Consider the following 21,582-nt stretch of genomic DNA (forward strand, 5'->3'; position numbering starts at 1 on the left):
ATGCAGGAATTCACAGCAGGAGTTTATTTCTGCCTTTTGGCTTTGCTATAGCAGCTACGTGGTTATAGACGCACATGGAAATCTATCGGCACCGGCAAGGTGGGAGCCTGCTTCATAGGGGCGACATACCCGCTTGGATTATGGCCGGTTGCTTCAGGTTCTCTACAAGACGACTTACCTGATGCCCGCTAGGCACGTCCCCGGGCATGGCCTGCCATGCTTCCAGAGTCTGTTCAAGCCTTACGACCAAAGTCTCGAGTTCCTGTATCCGTGCATGGACACTGGGCTGCCGGTCAGCTAGAAACCTATAGGTCTCAGGGCAAGGGACGTTTTTCTGTAGGCTTGCGTCCAGAACCCCTCTAATTTCGCTCAGACTGCAACCCAGTGAGCGAAGGCACTGAATAAAACATAGCTTACTAACGTCTGCGCCATCGTAGACCTGATACCCATTGGCTGGGTCGCGCCGTGGATGCAACAAACCTTCCCGAGTGTAATGGCGCACCGTCTCCGCCGTGATACCACCTGCCAGAGCGAGTTCGCTGACCTTCATGAGTTTCTCCCGAGCTTGAGCTTTGCTGCTGCTAATTTTAAATCCTTGGGGTAGCACAAAGGTCAAAAAAAGAAATGGCTTGACCTTAAAGCAAGCTTTAAGGATATCGTACAAATATGCTTCTGCCCTCGCTCGACACAGAGCATGGTGGCAAGAGACTTTGGCCTCTGTCACTTGATCGGTGTGTGGGCCCACATGTTCTAGAATCGGGTTGGATGGCGAAGCGGTCAACTAGTCCTACTGCACTATCTAACGGTACGAGCTAACAGGCTTGAAGCCTGCACTTAAAACCATTCCTCAGAGTAAGGAATTGATTATGCGTAAAATACGTAATGCAATGATTGCCACTGCGGTACTCACCATGGGTATCTTTGGAGCTGGACCCATCTTCGCGCAGGACGATGCGCAGCAGGAAGGAATGGAAGGCAACGACATGCACGGCAAGATGATGGAAGGCGGTGGCATGAACGGAAACATGATGGGCATGATGGAGCAGATGAACGACATGATGGAAAAGTGCAACGCCATGATGAATAACATGCAGAAGAAACAGGAAGCTGCAAGCGACTCTTGAACCATGAGCCTTGGCTGCTTTACGACTTTGTATGGAGCAGCCTCTTCTAACTCAGCGGTGCATGGGAGGGTGTACGTGGTCGAGAATGTTTGGATCCGGTCTCTTATGCGAAGTACCGTAAAGGGGCGGATACACTCTTCGCTTGTGTTAGGGAACGACTACATCTTATTTCCGAAAGACTCATCGGCTAATTCAGAGATGTTGGACTAAGCCACGATTCAGCTATAAGGCTATTCTACCTAGGAGACCGAAGATATGAAAAATCTCAAGAAATTGGCCGTTGTTGCTCTGCTGTCTTTTCCTCTTACAGGGTTGGCTGCAGAGACATCGGCGACTCTTTACAAGGACCCTAACTGCGGCTGCTGCGAGGAGTATGCCAAATACTTGGAAAAGAATGGGTTCGATGTAGAGGTGATCGGTACCAATGATCTTTCTCAGATAAAGGCGGAAAATAAGATTCCCAAGAGCCTGTACGGTTGTCACTCCACATTTATTGGCAACTACGTTTTCGAAGGCCACGTGAACGTGGAGAGCGTCAACAAGGTGCTTGAGGAGGAACCCTCTATCATAGGCTTGAGTGTACCGGGCATGCCGCTTGGTTCGCCGGGAATGGGAGGTGAGAAACAAGACCCTATCGAAGTTTATACCCTGGCTTTTCAGCCGACCGATACACCTGATGTTTACGCGACCTATTAAGGCCGCCTGGAACCATGAGACTGGCTAATCTCAAGCAGAACATCGCAATGATGAGTCTGTTAGCTATGGCCTCTATTGCTATCGCCAGTCCACCTAGCAGCCTAGGCCCGCAGGGGCTTATGCTCTGGGGGAGCCCGCGTGACTTACCTGAGCTGAGTTTCGAGGATGGCGATGGCAACCCTTTAACGCTAGCCAATTTTGAAGGGAAGCTTGTCCTGCTCAATATTTGGGCGACCTAGTGCGGACCATGCCGCGAAGAGTTACCCGCGCCAGATGCCCTTCAAGCCGAGTTGGGCGGAGAGGCTTTCGAGGTCGTCGCGCTCTCCGCCGATCGTAAAGGGATCGATGTCGTGAAGAACTTCTACCAGGACATGGGCATTGAGCATCTTCGCCAGATATCGATCAAACCGGGAGGGCTGGAGCGAACTTGGGTACCGTAGGCATTCCGACGACATTACTGATCGACCGCCGAGGTGAGGAGATTGGGCGTCTGGTGGGCGACGGAGTGGGACAGCCCAGCAATGAACGACTTTCTTCTCGACATTATTGAACGTGATAGAGGGGTATCCCAATGAACTGCTGTGATAAGCAACCCAAGCAGGGACCGGAGCAGTCAGGCTTCCGAAGCCTACTGACAGGGCCGCGCCGCTTCTGGCTTTTAGGCGCCGTGGTAATTGCTGCTAGCCTCGCGTTGGGCTGGGACCAGTTGGTCCTCTTCGGCATAGCGCCGATACTGATAGGCCTGTTGCCGTGTGTGGTCATGTGTGGATTGGGCCTATGCATGATGAAATGCAAGGACAAGAAAGACAAGCCTGCCGACCAGGGCGAGACGTCTAACGTTCAGGCCAGCATCGATTCTCATCCAGCGTCCAAGGAGACGGCGTAAACGTCCGCTCTGAATGCTTGATATCGCCAATATCGGCCTGCTCACGGCTTTCCTGGCAGGCCTGATCTCTTTCGTCTCGCCCTGTGTTCTGCCGCTAGTGCCTGGCTACCTCTCCTTCGTAGCCGGGCGTTCGCTAAGCCAGATACGTGAAGCGGATCGACGTGAACGGCTCAGGGTGCTGGCCCAGTCGATATGGTTCGTACTCGGATTCTCCACGGTCTTTCTGGTTCTGGAGGCGAGCGCCACGACCATCGGTCGCCTGTTACTGGTCTATCGTCAGGAAGCGAACCTTGTTGGCGGCGTCATTGTCGTTGTGTTTGGTGTATTCATGACCGGCATTATCCCGATGCGTTGGCTACAGCGGGAATGGCGCTTCATCGGCAAGCTCAAAGAAGATGGCGGCGGGCCTGGCGCGGCTTAGTGGCTCGGTGTCGCATTCGCATTCGGCTGGACACCCTGTATTGGCCCGATCCTGGGCGCCATCCTTACCGTTAGCGCTTCGACGGCCAATATTTCAGGCGGCTTGGCGTTACTTGGAATTTATTCGCTGGGCTTGGGTATGCCATTCCTACTGAGCGCCTTTTCGCTTGACCGATTCCTTAAGCATCAGCGGTTTCTACGGCGCTGGGGGCAAACTATGCACATCGTGGCGGGGCTCATTATGATTACCATGGGCATACTGATGATTACCGGCCAACTGACAGCGTTATCTTACTGGCTGCTAGCGACGTTCCCTGCGCTCGGTTCCATTGGGTAAACTTTTCGAAGAAATTCTATGCGAAATGCAGTGAACCCTTTTCTTACGTGTTGGGTCCGAGTGATTACTTACCCGTCTGTGAAATAATGCAGGCCGTCTAGTCTGCCGTTCTTTCATCGCTGCTATCGTTGATTGATGATGCAGCGTCTTCTGCGGATTATGGTAATTGTACTGCCAGCAGCAGTGTTTCAGCGTCTATTCCAGGTCCTCCTTGCTTGATTCATAGCGGCCCGTTACAAACACGTCTCTGATACGGCTATTGAAGCGTTCGATCATCCCGTTGGCCTGTGGGCGCCCCGGCTTGATCAGGCGATTTTCGCTATTATGCGTCTGACACTCCAGTTCTAAGGCGTGGCGACCATTGGCTTTCTCTATTCCGCCAGTTCCGCCAGTTCCGCCAGTTCCGCCAGTTTCGCCAGTGTCGGCACCTCACGCCGTTTGAGCATGCGTTGCAGGCTGGAGCGTGACAGCCTTGTGTTCAGGAACTCGCGTGCCACGACCAGGACAGCCTCTTCGATGAGCTAAATCAACTTCATCCAGGTGTGAACGATATCAATTGACTTTACCCGGTGCGTTCTCTCGATATACCGCTTTCCAGTGGTTCCTAGTCGTCATGGCTTTCTCATTGGAGATACTAGCTAAAAACCTTAGCCGTTGGATTTAACATTTTACCTTCGCTTGGACGTTTATTCCCTGTCACATCAGCTTGTAGCCCGATAGTCTCAGGAAATCCAATGCTTCGACGCCTCTTGGCGCGATCCGCCAACACTCCAAATGCCGCCGAGGGTTACCACTTTCCTCAGACCGGTAGGGAGCTGCTCGCGACCCCGCGTCGTCAATCGATGATCAAGTTGCTCTGGGACACGACGTCCCTGACGCAGCCAGTATTCAACGAGTATCTACTAGCTCCTATCGGAAGGTATGCCGAGCTTGTACAGTTGCTTCCGGCCTCCGAGTCGCATCACCACGCCTATCCAGGAGGCATGCTCGACCACGCGCTCGAGATGGCCTGCTACGGGCTTCGTCTCCGGCAACGTCACCTCTTGCCACCCAATGCCAAGCCCGAGGATCAGAGTTCCGCCGGCGAGCTTTGGAGTGCAGCGATCATTTATGGTTCGTTGATGCACGACGTGGCCAAGGTGCTGGTCGACATCGAAATTCATCTCGAGGACGGCAGCGAGTGGCGCGTGTGGCATGGGGTGATACCTAAGCCTTACCGCGTTCGCTATCGCACGGGGAGGGAATACCACCTCCACAGTGCCGTCAACCCAGTGCTGGCGCACCAAGTTTTGGGGGGCAGGGTATTGGACTGGCTGATGAGCCAGCCCCGATTGTTTGCACTACTGATGTACACGATCGCCGGTCACACCGAGCGAGGCGGCATTATTGCCGAGTTGATCCACCAGGCTGATCGGGCAAGTGTCGCCAAGGCGCTAGGTGGCGATCCTGTTCAGGCGCTATCTGCGCCGACGGAGTCCATCCAGCGTAAGCTGGCCGAGGGGCTGCGTTATCTGGTCAAAGATCAGTTCAAATTGAACCAGAAGGGAGGGGCCGGCTGGCTCACCGATGAAGCGCTCTGGCTGGTATCGCCACGTGTAGTCAATGAGCTTAAGACCCACCTCTATTCCCAAGGGATCAAAAGTATACCGGCCGACCTCAACCGACTCTACGGCGAATTGCAGGCTCACGGTCTCATTGAGGAGGTCAGCGAGGGCAAGTCAGTCTGGAAGTGTGAGATCACTGACGGTGACTGGAATCAGGTTTTCAACATGGTCAAGGTACCTCCCACGCTGATTTGGGGCGTTGAGGGCAAGCCGGCGTCATTCAATGGCGAATTGACTGTACGGGGAGCCGGAGCTCCTGAGGAAGCCTCGGCTGATAAGCCCCAAAACTCGCAGAAGACAAAAAGCGAGCCGAGCAAGGATCAGCTTGTCGAGGCTGACGTTACCGGCGATCTGCAGCCGCAGAAGCAGAATTCATCTGTTACTCCTAGTCCCCAAGTGGGTGGCTTCACTTCATCGGATGTTTCCCTCGACGACGACATCATGGCGCTCTTTCCAGAAGTCAGGACGTCCGAACCGAAAAGCTCAATTGAATCCATGGTTTGCGAAAGCAAAGTAACAGACAACTTATCCGGGCCAAATTCAGTGAAATCTGTTAAAACACCAGATGCGCATGATAATCATTCAGATCTCGGGGGGCAGTTCTGGCAGTGGTTGAAGGTGGGTCTGGCAAACCATTCGATCGTCATCAATGACACCAATGCGCCCGTTCATACAGTGGACGGCACCTACTTCCTTGTGAGCCCGGGGATCTTCAAGCGCTTCAGTAACGTTGTGCTGGGCAATGAAGAGCTGTGGAAAACGGTTCAAAAACGTTTTCAGAAACTGGGCGCGCACGTCAGGACTCATGGACAGAACATACACACCGTTTCTGTCGAGGGGCCGAACAAGACCCGACTGCTGAAGGGGTACCTGATCAAGGATCCGCAACAGGTGAGTCAGAAGATACCGCCTGACAACTGGGTATTGGCTCTGCAAACCACAAAAGGAGAAGGGGAACAGTTAGATGAATGATGTGTCGTTTCTGGAGCTGTTGAGCCGCTATGCAGCAGATAAGCACCTTCGGCCCAAGAGCGTCAGCACCTACACCGCGGTCGTACGGTTATTCAGACGCTATCTGGGTCATGAAGCCTATCCCAGTATGGTCACGCGTCATATGGTGATCGAGTGGAGAGTGTCGATAATACGCACGCTGGATAAACCGGACGGCATAGCCGAATCCAGCTGGAATAACTACACGCGCCATCTCAAGGCGCTCTACAGCTTCGGGATAAAATATCAGCTGATCGCATGCACTCAGAACCCTTTTAGCGAGGTTTCCGTCAAACAGCCAAAACAGCCCAAGAAGTCGCTCCAGCCCTTGCAGATCCGCTACGCGCGTGAGGTTCTGGACGTTTGCCGCCGTTATGAGATTTGCTACGAGGAGGCATCGAAAATCCATCCGGCCTGGTTTTGGCAGGCACTGATGGAGACTTTCTTCTATACGGGGATTCGGCTAAACCAGCTACTTCACCTGGAAGCGGGAGATGTCAATCTCAAAAAGCGCGTTTTTCGAGCCTCGGCAGTGGGTTCAAAAACGCACTCGGAGAGCATTCTCCCAATACCTGATGGTTTGTACCCGCATCTCCATACGTTAATCGTGGCGGCGCATAATGCCGGTTTTAAAAGACAGGACCAGCTATTCAATGTGAACCGATTCAGTCATCGCCATAAACGTACAACGATGGATACCTGGCAGGTCGAGCGGTTCTTTCAAGCCCTCTCGGATCTCACAGGCTATAAGATGTCTCCGCACCGCTTCCGTCACTTCCTCGCGACAAGTCTCATGGAAAGCCCTGAGCGCAATATCCACATCACCCAAAATATACTCAATCACACCGATATACGCACCACGATGGAATACGTCCATCCCGACGTCGAATCCATGCGTCGCGCCCTGAACGCCAGGCCACCGGTATAGTCGCTTGAGAATCAACAGACAGAGGGGGAGGGGAACCTCCACCTCCTAATTATCGCGATGAAGATGGGTGGGTTGACATCCATGTGGGGGTTGGCCATGATTCATAGCGCCAATGTAGTGCAGGGAGAGGTTTCTGCATGAGTGGCGCTAAAAATTTTATGTTAGCTGAACCAAACAGTTTTGCTGCACGGCCGAAAACCCGCAACTGACTTGTAATCAGTAGGTCCCGGGTTCGACTCCTGGTGCCGGCACCATAAAATGTCGAGCCGAAAATCAACGCTTGCGTTGAACCAAGAAGCCGCCGAAAGGGCGGTTTTTTCGTATATGCCCATCATGCCAACGAATTGAGTCTGCAGCCGCGTGTCGGATTTGGCAGCGCCTCGATCGTCTCGCTACCTTTCTTCAGCGTCTCTACTGACTTAAGCCGCAGCGCTGTAATCGAAGTGGTAATGGCCTTCGCTCGTTACCAAGAGTCGGTCCCTCATCGAGGCCGAATACCGTAACTCGGTCCATCTACCTCCGTTAAATCGGGGCGCAAAGCGCGTTGATATTTAAGTAATAAACATGGATGAATTCGTCTGATTTAATAATAAAAGTCCTACATGTATGCGGCTAAAGGAATTGAAAAAGGACAATTTTATGTTTGGGTGGTAATGATGAGGAGCCGAAAATATTGTTGCCAAGTACAGGCTGGAAGTCGCTGACCGAGAAGGGTGGTTATTCATGCAGACGAACCTAAGTGTTATCAAATCAATGAGATGGAGAAAGGGAGTAGACATATGTAACAACCGCTTGCCCTAAGTCCTTGGAGTGACTACACCTTAAATGCGTTATTAAGCATGTCCTCAATGACTTATTGATGAGCTGGCGGTAAGTATGACCGCCAAAGGAGACGAGATGGACTTCGGAAAATATAAATCCTGCATCGAGGCTTGCAATGTATGCGCAACCTACTGTGATGCCTGCGCTGTTGCCTGCCTGAAGGAAGACGACGTGAAGATGATGGCGGAGTGTATTCGCCTGGATATGCAGTGCGCGCAGATCTGCCGGCTGGCGGCATCCTTCATGGCGCAGGGTAGCGAATATGCCAGCGACATTTGCAGAATCTGCGCGGATATCTGCAAGAAGTGTGGCGATGAGTGCGCCAAGCATGATGCTGAGCATTGCCAGGAGTGTGCCAAGGCATGCCACCGCTGTGCCGAAGCGTGTGCCGCCATGGCGTAAGGCCAAACTGTTCAGCTTGAATCGGAAAAGTGGGCTAGCGTTCAGGAAGCAACAGGTACGGAGCGCTAGCCTTTTCGTATTCGTTATGTAGGCCCAGGCAGGTTTTCTACACTGGTAAGGCCAGGGTTGGCCTTTGTATCACGTGCAGCGACGCGAGGGATCGCATGGAACTGGTCGCACTTCTCCTCATTCTTCTGATCGGCCTAGGTGCTGGGCTATTGATCCAGTGGTTGCCCATGCGCCATCAGCCGATGCCGACCTGGCCCCAGCGCGCACCGTTCCTGGGCGGCGGTACGCCCGACAGCCATGCCTGGAGCCGCTATCACGTCCGCTACTACCCCATGACCCTGCTGCTCATCGCCTTCGAGATGGAGATGATGTTCATGTACCCGTGGGCGGTGGTCTTCGTCGAGAAGGGCATGATGGCGATGATGGAGATGGGCATGTTCCTGGCAATCCTGTCGGTGGGCATCGTCTATGCCTGGCGCGAGGGGGTGTTCAAGTGGCAGTGAACTGGTTGCGTAAATTCGCTTCGCGTTCGGCTGCCACGGTATTTCCCGTGCTAGGCCGTCAGGGTGAGGCCGCGCTGCACCGGTTGGCGCTGACGCCGGGCATCGAACTGGTCGATTCGCCGCGTCATGCCAGTGTGCTGCTGGTGGCGGGGGAGATTCCGGCCGACCGCTTCGAACCCCTGCGCCGCGTGCACGATCAGCTGCCCCATCCCTTCGCGGTGCTGTGGTTCCGCAGCGAGCCCTGGCCCCATCTGGAAGACGTGACGCGCATCGATGCGCTGGACGCGCTGCCCGAGGCGCTGATCGCGGCGCATCGCGAGCTGTTGCTGGGCCGGCGTGACAGTGCGTCACGCATCTTGCCGGACGAACCGCCCAACCCCTGGGAGGGGCTGGGCGACTTCGGCCAGGGCGGCGAGGGCATGATGGGCGGCGTGCCCTACGGGCGGCCCATGGCCATGAACATGATGGACGACGTTCGCGACGGGCTGACGCTGGATTCGCTGAGCTTCCGGCTAGGGCCGTTCTATCCCGGCCTGCCGCCCGGCATGGCGGCGGAGATCACCCTGCAGGGCGATCTGGTACAGATGTGGAGCACCCAGCTCGCGCCCTACCCGCGAGCGCTCGATCCGGTGTTCTTCGCCGCCCGGGAGCGCCCGGTGCCCATCGCCGAGCTCGAGCTCGCCCGGGCCCACCATCACCTGCGGCGTCTGTTTTCCGCCCTGCGCCTGGCCGGACTGGAGGGCGCCAGCCTGAGCGCGCTGCGCCTGGCGCGGGAGCTTTCGCCCGGAAGCCGGCTGGACGGGTTGCGCCGGCGTCTGGTGCGCAGCGGCTTCTTTCGTCTCTCGTCGCTGGCAGGGGGCGCGCTGGAGGCCGAGCAGGCCCGGCAGCTCGGCGGTCCGGCCGCCCGTGCCGCGGGGCTGGATGACGACCTGCGCAGCCAGGACGACGGCTATCGCCGGCTGGGCTTCGCGCCGGTAACCCAGTCGGCTGGCGACACCCGTGCCCGCTGGCAGCAGTTATTGGCGGAGATCGAGCAGTCGCTGCAGTTGGCGCGCCGGGCCGAGCGCGACAAGGCATGCACGGAGCGGATGGACAGCATCGAGACGCCGCGCGGTCCCTGGCTCGAGCAACTGCCGCAGGATGGCAGCTCGCTGCTCGATGAGCTGATGCCGGGGCTGGAGTGGGGCGATGCCCTGGCCACCGTCGCCAGCCTGGATGTGGCGGCGGCCGAACGGTCCCTTGGCGAGGCGCCGGCATGATCGTCGATCAACTGATTCTGCCGCTGCTCATGGTTCTGGTCACGCTGAGTGTCGGCGCCTACATCGTCGCCGTGCTCGACCGGCTGATGGCCGGCGCGTTCGGCGCGCCCCGGGGCGGCAATGTATGGCTGGCGCCGCTGACGCGCGGCGCCTGGCTGCTGACCCAGCACGCCAACGCCACCGAGGCCCCGGACTGGCGAGCCTGGCGGCTGGCGCCGGCGCTCTATCTGGCGCTGGCGGCGATCGGGCTGGCGGTGATGCCGTGGTCGGCGTCGCTGGTCGCCACCGATCTGGTCACCAGCGTGGTGCTATGGGGCAGCGTAGAAGCGCTGGCGACCGTCGTCATCTTCCTGCACGGCTGGTCGGCCAATGCGTTGCTGACGCTGATCGGCGGTTACCGTTATGTGGCACTGGGGCTCTCCTACATCCTGATCAGCATGTTCGTGCTGATCGGCGTGGCGCTGCCCGCCGAATCGCTGCAGTTCACCCAGGTGGTGGCCTCTCAGGAGGGGCTTTGGAACGTGCTTCGCCAGCCGCTGGGGCTACCGCTGTTTCTCATCGTCGGGCTGGGCATGACCTTCTGGGGGCCGCTCGACCTGGCCGATTCCACGGATCTGGCCGGCGGCACGGCTTCGGAGGTCTCGGGGCCGCCACGGCTGGTGTGGGACATCGCCCGGGCGGCGATGCTGGTGGCCTTCAGCGGCGTGGCGACGACCGCCTTCCTGGGCGGCTGGCTGGGGCCCTGGCTGCCCGGTCCGCTGTGGGTGATCGTCAAGATGCTGGCGGTGCTGAGCGTATTGCTGCTGCTGGGCCGATGGCTGCCACGCCTGGCGCCGGAGCGCTGCGTCACGTTGATGTGGGTGGTGCTGTTGCCGCTGTCGTTTCTCGCTCTGGTGTGGGCCGGCGCTGTGGCGTTATGGGAATGAACGGAGCGTTGTTGTGACGGAGAGCATGAATCACGGCATCGGCGTGGATATCGCCTTCGTATTGCTGGCCGCTCTGGCGGTGATCAGCGGCTGGCGGGTGTTCCGGACCGACTCGATGGTGCGCGCGTCGTTCTTCCTGCTGGTGTCGTTCATCGCCGTGGGCGCGATCATGATCCTGCTGGCGGCGGAATACTTGGGCGTCGCCATGTTCTTCATGATGGCCGTGGAAATGACGGTCATGGCGCTGTTCATGGTCATGTTCATGATGAATCCCGCCGGCCTGAACCCGATGAACATGGTGCACCAGGAGCGTATCGCCATCGGCGCGGGAATTGCCGGCTTCGTGGTGCTGGGGGCGATGGCGCTGTTCGCCGCTTTCCCTGAGCGGCCGCTGCCGACAGGTCTCGACCCGGTGAGGTCGCTGGGCTTGGAAATGCTCGGTGATTCGATGCTGATCTTCGAGTCGGCGGGCATCGTGCTGCTGGCCACCATGATCGGCGTGGTGGTGCTATCGAGCCATCGCGGGCGCTATGGCGCCGCGGCGGAGGGCTCCATGCCGCCGGGGTTGGCGCCGGGCGGCGATCCGGCGGGCAAGTCGGAAGAGGACGAGGAAGCGGGTGGCGGTCACGAACATCATCACCACTGAACCGGAAGAGGCAAGGAGGCCTGCCCATGACACTGGCGACATTGTTGCTGCTGGCTGCCGCACTGATCGGTATCGGCCTGTACGGGGCGCTGTCGCAGCAGTCCTTCGTGATGCTGATGATGGGGCTGGAGCTGATGCTCAATGGCGTGATGCTCGCCGCAGTGGCGTTCTGGGCCTATAGCGGCGCCGGGGCGCCGGCGGGACAGCTGCTGACGATCATCGTCATGGCGGTAATGGCCATCGAGATGACCATGGGCTTCGCCCTGGTGGTGGCGGTGTTCCGTGGCAAGCAGGCCGACACGACCGAATCGCTGAGCGGGCTGAAGCACTGATGCTGTGGTCGATTCCGCTGTTGCCGCTGCTGCTGGCGCCGCTGCTCTACTGGCGTCGCCGGCGGGCCGGACGCACCGCGCTGGCAGCCGGAGCGGCGCTGATCCTGCTGATCGATTTAGTACTGGCCGGGCTGGCACTGGCCGGACTGGGGCGGCTCGGTGGCTGGAGCGATGGGGCGTTCAGCGTCTACCGCTGGAGCGACACGTTGGTTCTGACGCTGGGCCGTTCCACCGCCAGCGACGTGTTCATGGTGATGGTGCCGCTGGTCGCGCTGCCCATCGCTCTCTTCGCCACCTGGCACGACGTGGCGCTGCGCGATGACCGACGTACGGCCGATGCCGCCGGCAGTCGCTTGCTTGCCTTGCTGGTGGCCTTCGTCGGTGCCATGCAACTGCTGGTGCTGGCCAATGATCTCCTGACGCTGCTGATCGCCTGGGAACTGGTCGGGGCCTGCTCCTGGGCGCTGATCTCGCACAAATGGGGCGAGGCCGCTGTGGGGCGCGATGCCGCCCAGGCGTTTCTGGTCACTCGCAGTGGCGATCTGGGGCTGTATATCGCCGCCGCGGCGGTGTTTGCCGGCACGGGCGGCTTCGGCTATGCCGACCTGGCGGCGCTCGACGGACCACTGCTGCAGGTCGCGGTGGCCGGTATCGTGCTGGCGGCCGCCGCCAAGTCGGCGCAGCTGCCGTTCTCGGCGTGGCTGTTCGCGGCGATGTCGGGGCCGGTACCGGTCTCGGCGCTGCTGCATGCCGCCACCATGGTCGCGGTGGGCCTCTACCTGCTGGTCCGGCTGGAGCCGACGCTGTCGACGGTGACCTGGTTCATGCCGACGGTCATCGGTATCGGCCTGGTGACCGCCCTGGCGGCCGGGGTGGTCGGTACCTTCCAGGGTCATGCCAAGAAGCTGCTCGCCGCCTCGACCTCGGCCCAGTACGGGCTGATGTGGGTGGCGGTGGGGGCGGGCTTTCCCGGCGTGGCACTGTTGCACTTCATCGCCCACGCCTTCATGAAGGCGGGGCTGTTCCTGTCGGCCGGGCTGGCCGAGCACCAGAGCGGCAGCTATCGATTGGACGGCATGCGCCTGGGCCGGTGCCTGCCGGGGGTGGCCGCCACCACGTTGATCCTGAGCCTGGCGCTGGCGGGAATGATTCCGCTGGGGGCGGCCTGGACCAAGGAGCAGATCGTTTCCGCCGCCGGGGTTCATGGGACGTGGCTGGCGCTGCTGGCGGCACTGGCCGGTGGCCTGAGTGCGCTGTACGCCACCCGCTTCCAGCGCCTTGCCTATGGCCGCGGCGAGCGGCGCGGAAAGAGTCGCTCGTCCGGCGCAGTTCGCCCATCGCAGGCCGAGCTCGGCGCGCTGCGCTTGCTGGCGGCCGGAACCCTGGGGCTGTCGGTGCTGTGGTGGCCTGCCGCAAATCGGGCCGTGAGCGACTGGCTGGCCATGCAGCGCCCGCCGGGTCATCTGTGGATGCTGCTCGTTTCGCTGGCGCTGGTGCTGCTGGGCATCGTCGCGGGCATCGTCATGACGCGTCAGGGCCGCCCGGCCGAGCCCGTCGGCTGGCGTCGCCCGGTGGCGGACTGGTTCGGCCTGCCCGCCCTGACGCTGAGTGTGGCGGCCAATGTCACGAGACTAAGCGGTGTCCTGGCGCGCTTCGACAATGACGTCGTCGATGCCGGGCTGCGCGGCACGGCACGCATCGGCCAACGGCTGGCACGGCTCAATGCGACCCGTGGCGAGGCGCTCTCCGAAGGCGTACCGGGTGGATTTTCCTATCTGGCCGAGCGGGGCGGTCACTGGGCGCGCCGTGCCCAGAGCGGCCAGGCCCATCACTACTACGCCGCCATTGCCGCCGGCCTCGTCATCGTTCTTGCCATTCTGATGATAGGAGTGCAGCCGTGATCCTGACCCTTGCTCTGGGCCTGCCCATGCTGGGCGCTGCGGTGCTGGCCGGTTCGTCGCGCTGGGATGCGCGACAGGCGCGCTGGCTGGCGGCGGGCGTGGCGTCGCTGTCGTTGCTGCTGCTGGTGATTGCCTGGATCGGCTTCGATCCGGCGGGGCCGAGGTTCCAGCATGTCGACGAGCTGCGCTGGGTGCCGTCGCTGGGCGTGGCCTGGCGGGTCGGGGTGGATGGCATCGCGTTGACCGTGGCGACAATGAGCGCATTGCTGTTCGTCGCCACCATCGTCTACCCGCCGGATTCCCGTGGCGAACCGCGCCAGGATCTTGTTCAGTACTATGCCTGGCTGCTGTTTCTGCAGTCGGTGTCGCTGGGCGTGTTCCTGGCGCTGGACCTGCTGCTTTTCTACGTGTTCTTCGACCTGAGCCTGGTGGGCATGTTCTTCCTCATCGGCCGCTGGGGCCATGGCCAGCCGCAGATCGCCGCGCTCAAGTTCTTCCTGTACACCTTCGCCGGCTCGCTGCTGCTGCTGCTGGCGATCATCGGCCTCTACCTGTCGCTCGACACGCCCAGCTTCGACATGCGCGTGCTGATCGAACGGCAGCCGCTGGCCGGCAGCGGGCTCTACGCCGGGCTGGTGTTCCTGGCGCTGATGCTGGGTTTCGCCATCAAGACGCCGCTGGTGCCGCTGCATACCTGGCTGCCCCAGGCCCATGTCGACGCCCCGGGGCCGGTCTCGGCGATCCTCGCCGGGGTGCTGCTCAAGATGGGCAGCTACGGCATGATCCGCCTGCCGCTGGCGATGATGCCGGAGACCTTCGCTCGCTACGCGCCGGTGGTCGCCATCGTCGCACTGGTGGCGATCGTCTACGGTGCGCTGGTGGCGCTGGGGCAGGGCAACCTCAAGCGGCGCATCGCCTACACCTCGATCAATCACATGGGCTACACGGTGCTGGGCATCGCCGTGGCCGCCGCCTTCGCCGACAACGTCGCCGCCCGCCAGTTGGCGCTGACCGGGGCGACGGTGGAGATGGTCGCCCACGGCCTGATCACCGGGGCGCTGTTTCTGATCTGCGGCTCATTCTGGCAGCGCACCGGTGATTACGATTTCGGCCATTATGGCGGCCTGGCCCGTCAGGCGCCGCTGCTCACCGGCTTCAGCGTGCTGGCGATGTTCGCCAGCCTGGGCATGCCGGCGCTGGCCGGGTTCGTCGCCGAGTTCCAGATCTTTGCCGGGACGTTTGCCATCTATCCGTGGCTGGCGGTGCTCGGGGTGGTCGGTATCCTGATCACGGCGGCGCTGTTCCTGGACATGCTGCGGCGGCTGTTCTTTGGCCGGCTGCCGGCGCACCTCGGCGAGTTTCCCGATCTCGGGCGCAGCGAGTGGGGCGTGCTCACCGTGCTTGCGCTGGCCATTGTGGTGATCGGTGTCGCGCCGCAATTCCTGCTCGCGCCGATCGAGGCCGCCGCCTCGGCGCTGGTGGGAGGCCGCTGATGCCTGTCGGCGACGTGCTGCCGGAAATCAGCCTGCTGCTGGGGGCGGTAATCATCGTGCTGTTCGCGGCCTTCGTGCGTCAGCATCGGCACCACTGGGCCGCCGTGCTGGCCCTGCTGGCGATCGGCATCGCCGTCGCGCTGAGCCTGCCGCAGCTGGGCGGCCCCCCACGGCTGAGTTTTGCCGGGAGCTGGGCGCTGGATGGTGTGGCCGTGGCCGCCAAGCTGCTCGTGCTGGTCGCCGGTGCGCTGGTCGTCGCGATGTCGCCCGAATGGCTGCGCACCGACCGCCGGCATGGCGAGTTCTACGCACTGGTGCTGTTCGCTCTGCTCGGCGTGATCATGATGGCCTCGGCCAGCGACGCCATGGAGCTGGTCATCGGCGTGCTGCTCTCCTCGGTGGCCAGCTATCCGCTGGCGGCCTATCACCGCAGCTGGGCGCCGGCGCTGGAAGCGGGCATGAAGTATTTTCTGATCGGTGCGCTGACCAACACCCTGCTGACCATCGGCGTGGTGGTGCTGTTCGGGCTGGTGGGCGATACCGGCTATCCGGCGATCGCGGCGGGACTGGCCGAAGGCCGCGACAGCCTGGCGCTGATCATCGCCACGGCCTGCGTGGTGCTGGGGCTGACCTTCAAGCTGGCGGCCTTTCCGGCGCATGCCTGGATGCCCGATGTCGCCCAGGGCTCCCCGGCGCCGGCGGCGGCCTTGCTCACCGTGATTCCCAAGATCGGCGCCGCCGTGGCGCTGGCCCGCTTCGTGTCGCTGTTGCCGCCGGAAATCGCCTGGCGCGCCATCGTCGCTTTCATCGCCGTGATCACCATGACGCTGGGCAACCTGGCCGCGCTGCGCCAGAACGACGTACGCCGCCTGCTGGGCTGGTCGTCGGTGTCGCAGTCCGGCTATGCGCTGATGGCGATCGTGGTGCTGGAGGCGAGCGAGCGGGCGTTGCCGGCGCTGCTGGTGTTCCTGGCCAGCTACGCCATCGCCAACCTGGCGGCCTTCGCCGTAATCACCCAGCTGCGTGGGCGTACCGCGCTGGACGATTACCGGGGCCTGGCCAGGCAGCAGCCGCTGGCCGCGACGGTACTGGTCGTGGCGATGCTGTCGCTGGTGGGCATTCCGCCGCTGGTGGGCTTCTTCGGCAAACTGCTGCTGTTCGAGGTCGCCCTTGCCGGCGGCTACGCCTGGCTGGCGGTCATCGCCGCGATCAATACCGTGATCTCGCTGTTCTACTACCTGCGTGTCGCCGCGGCGATGTGCCTCGCCACCGGTGCTGGCGAGGTGCACGTGCTGCCGGGGCCCTGGGCACGCGCTACGCTGATGATTGGCGGGGTACTGCTGATCGTCGTCGGGCTCGGCGCCGAGACGCTGATAGGGCTCACGGCCTCGGTTGGCTTTGCCCTGTAGGTGCCGGCGGGCTCGGCCTGCCGGGCCCACTGCAACGGAGTGATACTGAGAAGGAGTCGTTCATGTCACCTGCTCGAGAGATGGCAACCGAAACGCCGGACAACCTGCATGCCAAGGAATGGCTGCGCGCGTACCAGCGGATCCGTGCCGCCACCGAGGCCATTTGCGCGCCTCTGCACAAGGAAGACTATATGGTGCAGAGCATGCCGGATGTCAGCCCGCCGAAATGGCACATCGCCCATGTCAGCTGGTTCTTCGAAGCCTTCATCCTGAAACCATTCCATCCCGCCTATCAGCCCCTCGACCCCGCGTACGATCACCTTTTCAATTCCTATTACGTGACCCACGGCACCCCGTTTCCTCGGCCTGAACGCGGCATGATCTCGCGGCCGACCGTGGACGAGGTCTATCGCTATCGCGCGCACGTCGACCGGGCCATGGAGGCGCTGCTCAACGATCCACCGCAAGCGCACGTTCGGGAGATCCTGCGCCGCCTGGCGTTGGGGCTGCCGCATGAACAGCAGCACCAGGAGCTGCTGTTGATGGATATCAAGCACATTCTGGCCCAGAACCCGTTGTGCCCGACCTACCGGGACGACCTGGCGCCGGCGCCCGCACATGAAGTCGCTGCGCTCGGCTGGCATGCCTATCCGGCCGGCGTCCGCTACATCGGTCATGACGATACCGAGCCGGGCTTTGCCTATGACAACGAGATGGGCCGGCACCGCCAGTTCATCGAGGCTTTCCGGATCGCCGACCGCCCGGTGACCAACGGTGAGTTTCTCGAGTTCATGCAGGCGGGCGGATACGACCAGCCCGAGCACTGGCTGGCGGACGGTTGGGCCACGGTCAAGGCCGAAGGTTGGCAGGCGCCGCTCTACTGGGTCGAGCGCGACGGTGTCTGGCATCACTACACCCTGGGCGGTCTGGTGCCGGTCGACGACAACGCGCCGGTGTGTCATGTCAGCTTCTTTGAAGCCGACACCTACGCGCGGTGGGCCGGCGCGCGCCTGCCCACCGAGGCCGAGTGGGAGACGGCGGCCCAGGATGCCACCATCCAGGGGAACTTCGGGCAGGGCAACTTCGTCGAGCAGGACCATTTGCAGCCGGTTGCCGCCGCCGGGGCCACGGGCGTGCCGGGACAGATGTTCGGCGATGTCTGGGAGTGGACGGGCAGCGCCTATCGCCCCTATCCGGGATTTCGCAAGTTGCCGGGCAGCCTGGGGGAATACAACGGCAAGTTCATGTCCGGCCAGATGGTGCTGCGAGGCGGCTGTTGCGCGACGCCGGCCGATCACATTCGCGCCACCTATCGCAACTTCTTCCCGCCTCATGCCCGCTGGGCGTTTTCCGGTTTCCGTCTCGCCAAGGAGAGCCGATCATGACCCTGGCCAACGCCGCCGCTGACGCACTATCGATGACGAGACATGGCAGTGGCAGTGCTTGCCGAATGACCTGTCACCATCTAGCTTTCAAGTAGGCATGTCACGATTGCAATGCCTGACCATGGTTAATCAGGGAGAGAGACGACATGGGAATTATCGCATGGATCATTTTCGGTCTGATTGCCGGCGCCATCGCCAAACTGATCATGCCTGGCAAGGACCCGGGCGGCTTCATCGTCACCATCATCATTGGCATCCTCGGCGCCATCGTGGGGGGCTGGATCGGCACCGCACTCGGATTCGGTGACGTCTCGGGATTTAATATCGGCAGCTTCGTGATCGCGGTGATCGGCGCCATCGTGCTGCTGATCATTTACCGCGTGGTACGTAAATAACTCTCCGGTTTTCCGGCTCGGATAATACTTTCCATCCGGGCCGGGACATCCCGATTCGGGAAGAATCGCGGTAAAGCTGCGGCGACATCGCAACGGTGTCATCCAAACAAGATTCGAACGAGTTCGATGCCCGACATCGCCGCTGAAAGGCCGATGGGCGAGCCGTTTATCCACATTAAATGTCATCGCCAATGAAGCACTGCCCGGTCCCCAGGCTGGACTACGCTCAAGTCGATTCCATCACCACGATAATCCCACTGCCCTTTGTGCGACCCGCATACGAGGGAGTCAGAGAGACAACGCGGCGAGCATGAATTCGTTCTCGCTTGCGGCTGTCTGCATGCGACCCTAATCCACAGATGACCAGGAGAGCATCGATGAAAGCCGTCGTTTTTCATGCCATCGGTGACATACGCGTCGATGACGTGCCCGAGCCGCAACTCCAGGAGCCGACCGATGCCGTCATTCGGCTGACCACGTCAGCGCTATGCGGTACTGACTTGCATTTCATCCGCGGCACTTTCACGCCGATGCAGGAAGGCACCATTCTCGGCCACGAAGGGGTCGGCGTCGTGGAGCAATTGGGCGACGACGTGCGAAACCTCTCCGTTGGCGACCGCGTCGTGGTCTCCTCGACTATCGGCTGTGGCAACTGCTCGTATTGCCGCGCGGGCTATTACGCCCAATGCGATGTCGCCAATCCCAACGGCAAACAGGCGGGAACCTCTTTCTTCGGCGGGCCAGCGCCGACCGGCCCTTTCAATGGCCTCCAGGCGGAAAAGGCGCGCATACCCTTCGCCACCACGGTGTTGACCAAGCTGCCCGACGAGGTCAGTGACGAACAGGCGATCGTCATGTCGGACATTCTCCCGACCGGCTACTTCGGCGCCGACCTCGCCGAGATCACTGACGGCGATACCGTCGCGGTGTTTGGCTGCGGCCCGGTCGGACTGTGCGCTATCGTCAGCGCCAAGTTGCTTGGGGCCGGACGGGTATTCGCCATCGACTCCAAGCCGGATCGCCTCGAGAAGGCCCGGGAACTGGGCGCCGAGTGCATCAATTTCGATCGCGAGCCGCCCGTGGAGACACTGCAGCGATTGACCGGTGGCATTGGTCCGGATCGCGCCATCGACGCCGTCGGTATCGATGCCGAGCATGCCCACGACAGTAGCGCGGCCGACAAGAGCGACATCGCAACCGAAGAACAGGAAGCCCAAGGCAACGCACCGGAAACGAACCCCGAAGGCGACAACTGGCACCCGGGCGATGCGCCGAGCCAGGCATTGCAGTGGGCGATAGAGGGCTTGGCCAAGGCCGGTACGCTGTCGATCATCGGCGTCTATCCGCTCGATTTCCGTTCATTTCCCATCGGCATGGCGATGAACAGGAACCTGACGCTCAAGATGGGGAACTGCAACCACAGCAAATACATTCCCAAGCTCGTCGAGATGACTCGCAGCGGACGGATCGATCCCGCTGACATTCTCAGCCACGCATCGCCCATCAGCGAAGTCATCGAGGCGTATAAGGCATTCGACCGCCGCGAGGAGGGCTGGATCAAGGTCGAGCTCGAACCGCAAGCGGGCTGAGCCCGGTAAGGCCCCGTCGCTGGCATTCGGTCCGGCAGGAACTTGGGAAGAAGTCATGCAAGAACGTAGCGAGGATGTGGTCATCATCGGCGCCGGGAGTGCCGGACTGGCTGCTTGGCAGGCCGCCAGGCAGCAAACCGCAAGCGTGGCGCTGGTCGAAGGCGGTCCAGCGGGTACCACCTGCGCCCGGGTCGGCTGCATGCCCAGCAAGCTGCTGATCGCGGCCGCCAACGCGGCTCACCAGGTGCGCCGCGTCGAGCCGTTCGGCATCCATATCGAGGGGGCGGTGCACGTGGATGGCGAAGCGGTCATGGCGCGCGTACGCCGCGAGCGGGATCGTTTCGTCAATCATGTACTCGAGTCGATGGAGCGTATTCCGGAAGCGTGCCGCTATCAGGGCGAGGCCCGCTTCGAAGATCCGCATACCCTGACCGTCGACGATCGACTGCGTCTCCATGCCCGGCGCATCGTCATCGCCACCGGTTCCCAGCCGGTGGTTCCGCAAGCGTTCGAAGTCGCCGGGGATCGGCTGGTCACCAGCGACACGCTGTTCGAATGGCGGACCCTGCCCGAGTCGGTGGCAGTGTTCGGACCGGGAACGACAGGGCTGGAGCTGGCCCAGGCGCTGGCTCGGCTCGGTGTGCGGGTGCGATTGTTTGGTCGGCACGGCAGTCTGGGTGTCCTCACCGATGAGCAGCTCATCGCGCAGGCCGAGTGTCTGTTCAACGAGGAGTTTTATCTCGATACCTGCGGCGATGCCGAAATCGTCGAGCGCGACGGCGGCCAGGTGGCGGTGCGTTTCACCGATCGTGCTTCGAAAGAACCGACCACCGAGCACTTCGATCATGCGCTGATCGCCACTGGGCGCAGGCCCAATATCGACCGACTCGAGCTGCAGCGGGCCGGGTTGAAACTGGATGAGCGGGGCATGCCGGAGGTCGATCGCTACACCATGCGCTGCTGCAACGTCGACGGCCAGTTCGGTCATATCCACATGGCTGGGGATGTCGCCAACGACGCCCCCATTCTGCACGAGGCAACCGACGAGGGCGCCATCGCCGGTCGCAATGCCGGCCGCGGAAACGGGGTCTACGCGGGCCATCGCCGCTCGCCGTTGGCCATCGTGTTCTGCGAACCGCAAATGGCGCGTGTCGGCCCGGGACATGCGGAACTCGCCGAGCAGTTCGGCGAGCGGCTGGCAGTCAGCGAGTTCTCGTTCGAACGCCAGGGCCGGGCTCGCATCATGAACGCCAATCGAGGTTATCTGCGCCTGTACGGCGAATACGGCAGTGGCCGATTCCTCGGCGCCGAACTCTGCGCGCCCGAGGGCGAGCATCTGGCCCATCTACTGGCCTGGGCACATCAGCAGCGGATGGTCGTACCGGAAATGGCCGGGTTGCCCTTCTATCATCCGACGCTCGAAGAAGGGCTGCGAACCGCACTGCGCGACTTGAGTGCCCGATTGCTGCTCGACCCGGCGATGGTGGAGCAATGCATGGAATGCGGGCCGGGTGTAGTGGTCAAGT

18 protein-coding genes, 1 tRNA gene and 3 pseudogenes are annotated in these 21,582 nt (G+C 61.2%); 19 read left to right on the forward strand and 3 right to left on the reverse strand.

Annotation, left to right across the window (positions count from 1 at the left end; translation table 11 throughout):
* Positions 1-112 precede the first annotated feature (112 nt).
* Positions 113-550, reverse strand: coding sequence for a MerR family transcriptional regulator (locus DOM57_RS08695; protein WP_110648818.1), 438 nt, complete (start codon positions 548-550; stop codon positions 113-115).
* Positions 551-821: 271 nt separating this feature from the next.
* Here DOM57_RS08695 and DOM57_RS08700 point away from each other — a divergent pair, with 271 nt between their 5' ends.
* From DOM57_RS08700 to DOM57_RS08720, 3 genes and pseudogenes are all read left to right on the forward strand, one after another.
* On the forward strand, positions 822-1,124 hold the full coding sequence (locus DOM57_RS08700; RefSeq protein WP_239496164.1) for a hypothetical protein: 303 nt from the start codon (positions 822-824) through the stop codon (positions 1,122-1,124).
* A gap of 255 nt (positions 1,125-1,379) precedes the next feature.
* Positions 1,380-1,820, forward strand: coding sequence for a DUF411 domain-containing protein (locus tag DOM57_RS08705; protein ID WP_110648820.1), 441 nt, complete (start codon positions 1,380-1,382; stop codon positions 1,818-1,820).
* Positions 1,821-2,719: 899 nt separating this feature from the next.
* Positions 2,720-3,463, forward strand: a pseudogene (locus DOM57_RS08720) (cytochrome c biogenesis CcdA family protein).
* Positions 3,464-3,514: 51 nt separating this feature from the next.
* Here DOM57_RS08720 and DOM57_RS22710 read toward each other — a convergent pair.
* Positions 3,515-3,826, reverse strand: a pseudogene (locus DOM57_RS22710) (integrase core domain-containing protein); the annotation flags it as partial.
* A gap of 41 nt (positions 3,827-3,867) precedes the next feature.
* Positions 3,868-3,969, reverse strand: a pseudogene (locus DOM57_RS22820) (IS481 family transposase); the annotation flags it as partial.
* A gap of 228 nt (positions 3,970-4,197) precedes the next feature.
* Here DOM57_RS22820 and mobH point away from each other — a divergent pair.
* The 16 genes from mobH to DOM57_RS08800 all read left to right on the forward strand — a co-directional run.
* The gene (gene mobH / locus DOM57_RS08730) at positions 4,198-6,039 is read left to right on the forward strand and encodes a MobH family relaxase (RefSeq protein WP_110648823.1); all 1,842 of its coding nucleotides are present in this window, start codon (positions 4,198-4,200) and stop codon (positions 6,037-6,039) included.
* Positions 6,032-6,985: a site-specific integrase gene (locus tag DOM57_RS08735; RefSeq protein ID WP_110648824.1), complete on the forward strand. Its 954-nt coding sequence runs from the start codon at positions 6,032-6,034 to the stop codon at positions 6,983-6,985. The genes mobH and DOM57_RS08735 overlap by 8 nt, the downstream gene beginning before the upstream one ends.
* 108 nt (positions 6,986-7,093) lie before the next feature.
* Positions 7,094-7,239, forward strand: a tRNA-Thr gene (locus DOM57_RS21770).
* A gap of 643 nt (positions 7,240-7,882) precedes the next feature.
* Positions 7,883-8,209 carry a four-helix bundle copper-binding protein gene (locus DOM57_RS08740; RefSeq protein WP_110648825.1) on the forward strand — a complete coding sequence of 109 codons (327 nt, stop codon included), beginning with the start codon at positions 7,883-7,885 and terminating at the stop codon, positions 8,207-8,209.
* A 164-nt stretch (positions 8,210-8,373) separates the two neighbouring features.
* Positions 8,374-8,721, forward strand: a complete 348-nt coding sequence (locus tag DOM57_RS08745; protein ID WP_110648826.1) for an NADH-quinone oxidoreductase subunit A — start codon at positions 8,374-8,376, stop codon at positions 8,719-8,721.
* A gap of 47 nt (positions 8,722-8,768) precedes the next feature.
* Entirely contained in the window at positions 8,769-9,980 is a 1,212-nt protein-coding gene (locus DOM57_RS08750; RefSeq protein WP_204352901.1) for an NADH-quinone oxidoreductase subunit D-related protein, read from the forward strand.
* Complete coding sequence (locus tag DOM57_RS08755) at positions 9,977-10,906, forward strand: complex I subunit 1 family protein (RefSeq protein ID WP_110648828.1); 930 nt, start codon at positions 9,977-9,979, stop codon at positions 10,904-10,906. The genes DOM57_RS08750 and DOM57_RS08755 overlap by 4 nt, the downstream gene beginning before the upstream one ends.
* Before the next feature lie 25 nt (positions 10,907-10,931).
* Positions 10,932-11,552: an NADH-quinone oxidoreductase subunit J gene (locus tag DOM57_RS08760; protein ID WP_110648829.1), complete on the forward strand. Its 621-nt coding sequence runs from the start codon at positions 10,932-10,934 to the stop codon at positions 11,550-11,552.
* Between the two features lie 26 nt (positions 11,553-11,578).
* Positions 11,579-11,884 (forward strand): NADH-quinone oxidoreductase subunit NuoK, encoded by a 306-nt coding sequence (nuoK, locus tag DOM57_RS08765; protein WP_110648830.1) that lies wholly within the window; start codon positions 11,579-11,581, stop codon positions 11,882-11,884.
* Positions 11,884-13,785, forward strand: coding sequence for an NADH-quinone oxidoreductase subunit 5 family protein (locus DOM57_RS08770; protein WP_110648831.1), 1,902 nt, complete (start codon positions 11,884-11,886; stop codon positions 13,783-13,785). The genes nuoK and DOM57_RS08770 overlap by 1 nt, the downstream gene beginning before the upstream one ends.
* Positions 13,782-15,278 (forward strand): complex I subunit 4 family protein, encoded by a 1,497-nt coding sequence (locus DOM57_RS08775; protein ID WP_204352902.1) that lies wholly within the window; start codon positions 13,782-13,784, stop codon positions 15,276-15,278. Before DOM57_RS08770 ends, DOM57_RS08775 begins: the two co-directional genes overlap by 4 nt.
* The gene (locus DOM57_RS08780) at positions 15,278-16,687 is read left to right on the forward strand and encodes an NADH-quinone oxidoreductase subunit N (RefSeq protein WP_110648832.1); all 1,410 of its coding nucleotides are present in this window, start codon (positions 15,278-15,280) and stop codon (positions 16,685-16,687) included. The genes DOM57_RS08775 and DOM57_RS08780 overlap by 1 nt, the downstream gene beginning before the upstream one ends.
* 62 nt (positions 16,688-16,749) lie before the next feature.
* Positions 16,750-18,072, forward strand: coding sequence for an ergothioneine biosynthesis protein EgtB (gene egtB, locus DOM57_RS08785; RefSeq protein ID WP_204352903.1), 1,323 nt, complete (start codon positions 16,750-16,752; stop codon positions 18,070-18,072).
* A 146-nt stretch (positions 18,073-18,218) separates the two neighbouring features.
* Positions 18,219-18,467 (forward strand): GlsB/YeaQ/YmgE family stress response membrane protein, encoded by a 249-nt coding sequence (locus tag DOM57_RS08790; RefSeq protein ID WP_110648834.1) that lies wholly within the window; start codon positions 18,219-18,221, stop codon positions 18,465-18,467.
* Between the two features lie 377 nt (positions 18,468-18,844).
* Positions 18,845-20,056: a zinc-dependent alcohol dehydrogenase gene (locus DOM57_RS08795; protein ID WP_110648835.1), complete on the forward strand. Its 1,212-nt coding sequence runs from the start codon at positions 18,845-18,847 to the stop codon at positions 20,054-20,056.
* Between the two features lie 55 nt (positions 20,057-20,111).
* Positions 20,112-21,582, forward strand: a 1,471-nt coding sequence (locus DOM57_RS08800; RefSeq protein ID WP_110648836.1) for a dihydrolipoyl dehydrogenase, incomplete at its 3' end; no start/stop codon positions are given.

Origin of the sequence: Salinicola peritrichatus, from assembly GCF_003206715.1 — a bacterium.
In the GTDB taxonomy this organism is placed as follows: Bacteria; Pseudomonadota; Gammaproteobacteria; order Pseudomonadales; family Halomonadaceae; genus Salinicola; species Salinicola peritrichatus.

Excerpts from the sequence above, each read along its gene's own strand:
- DOM57_RS08780 (WP_110648832.1), top strand. The coding sequence starts at position 15,278 with ATGCCTGTCGGCGACGTGCTGCCGGAAATCAGCCTGCTGCTGGGGGCG.
- DOM57_RS08740 (WP_110648825.1), top strand. The coding sequence starts at position 7,883 with ATGGACTTCGGAAAATATAAATCCTGCATCGAGGCTTGCAATGTATGC.
- DOM57_RS08705 (WP_110648820.1), top strand. The coding sequence starts at position 1,380 with ATGAAAAATCTCAAGAAATTGGCCGTTGTTGCTCTGCTGTCTTTTCCT.
- DOM57_RS08735 (WP_110648824.1), top strand. The coding sequence starts at position 6,032 with ATGAATGATGTGTCGTTTCTGGAGCTGTTGAGCCGCTATGCAGCAGAT.
- mobH (WP_110648823.1), top strand. The coding sequence starts at position 4,198 with ATGCTTCGACGCCTCTTGGCGCGATCCGCCAACACTCCAAATGCCGCC.
- egtB (WP_204352903.1), top strand. The coding sequence starts at position 16,750 with ATGTCACCTGCTCGAGAGATGGCAACCGAAACGCCGGACAACCTGCAT.
- DOM57_RS08790 (WP_110648834.1), top strand. The coding sequence starts at position 18,219 with ATGGGAATTATCGCATGGATCATTTTCGGTCTGATTGCCGGCGCCATC.
- DOM57_RS08745 (WP_110648826.1), top strand. The coding sequence starts at position 8,374 with ATGGAACTGGTCGCACTTCTCCTCATTCTTCTGATCGGCCTAGGTGCT.
- DOM57_RS08770 (WP_110648831.1), top strand. The coding sequence starts at position 11,884 with ATGCTGTGGTCGATTCCGCTGTTGCCGCTGCTGCTGGCGCCGCTGCTC.
- nuoK (WP_110648830.1), top strand. The coding sequence starts at position 11,579 with ATGACACTGGCGACATTGTTGCTGCTGGCTGCCGCACTGATCGGTATC.
- DOM57_RS08695 (WP_110648818.1), bottom strand. The coding sequence starts at position 550 with ATGAAGGTCAGCGAACTCGCTCTGGCAGGTGGTATCACGGCGGAGACG.
- DOM57_RS08760 (WP_110648829.1), top strand. The coding sequence starts at position 10,932 with ATGAATCACGGCATCGGCGTGGATATCGCCTTCGTATTGCTGGCCGCT.
- DOM57_RS08795 (WP_110648835.1), top strand. The coding sequence starts at position 18,845 with ATGAAAGCCGTCGTTTTTCATGCCATCGGTGACATACGCGTCGATGAC.
- DOM57_RS08755 (WP_110648828.1), top strand. The coding sequence starts at position 9,977 with ATGATCGTCGATCAACTGATTCTGCCGCTGCTCATGGTTCTGGTCACG.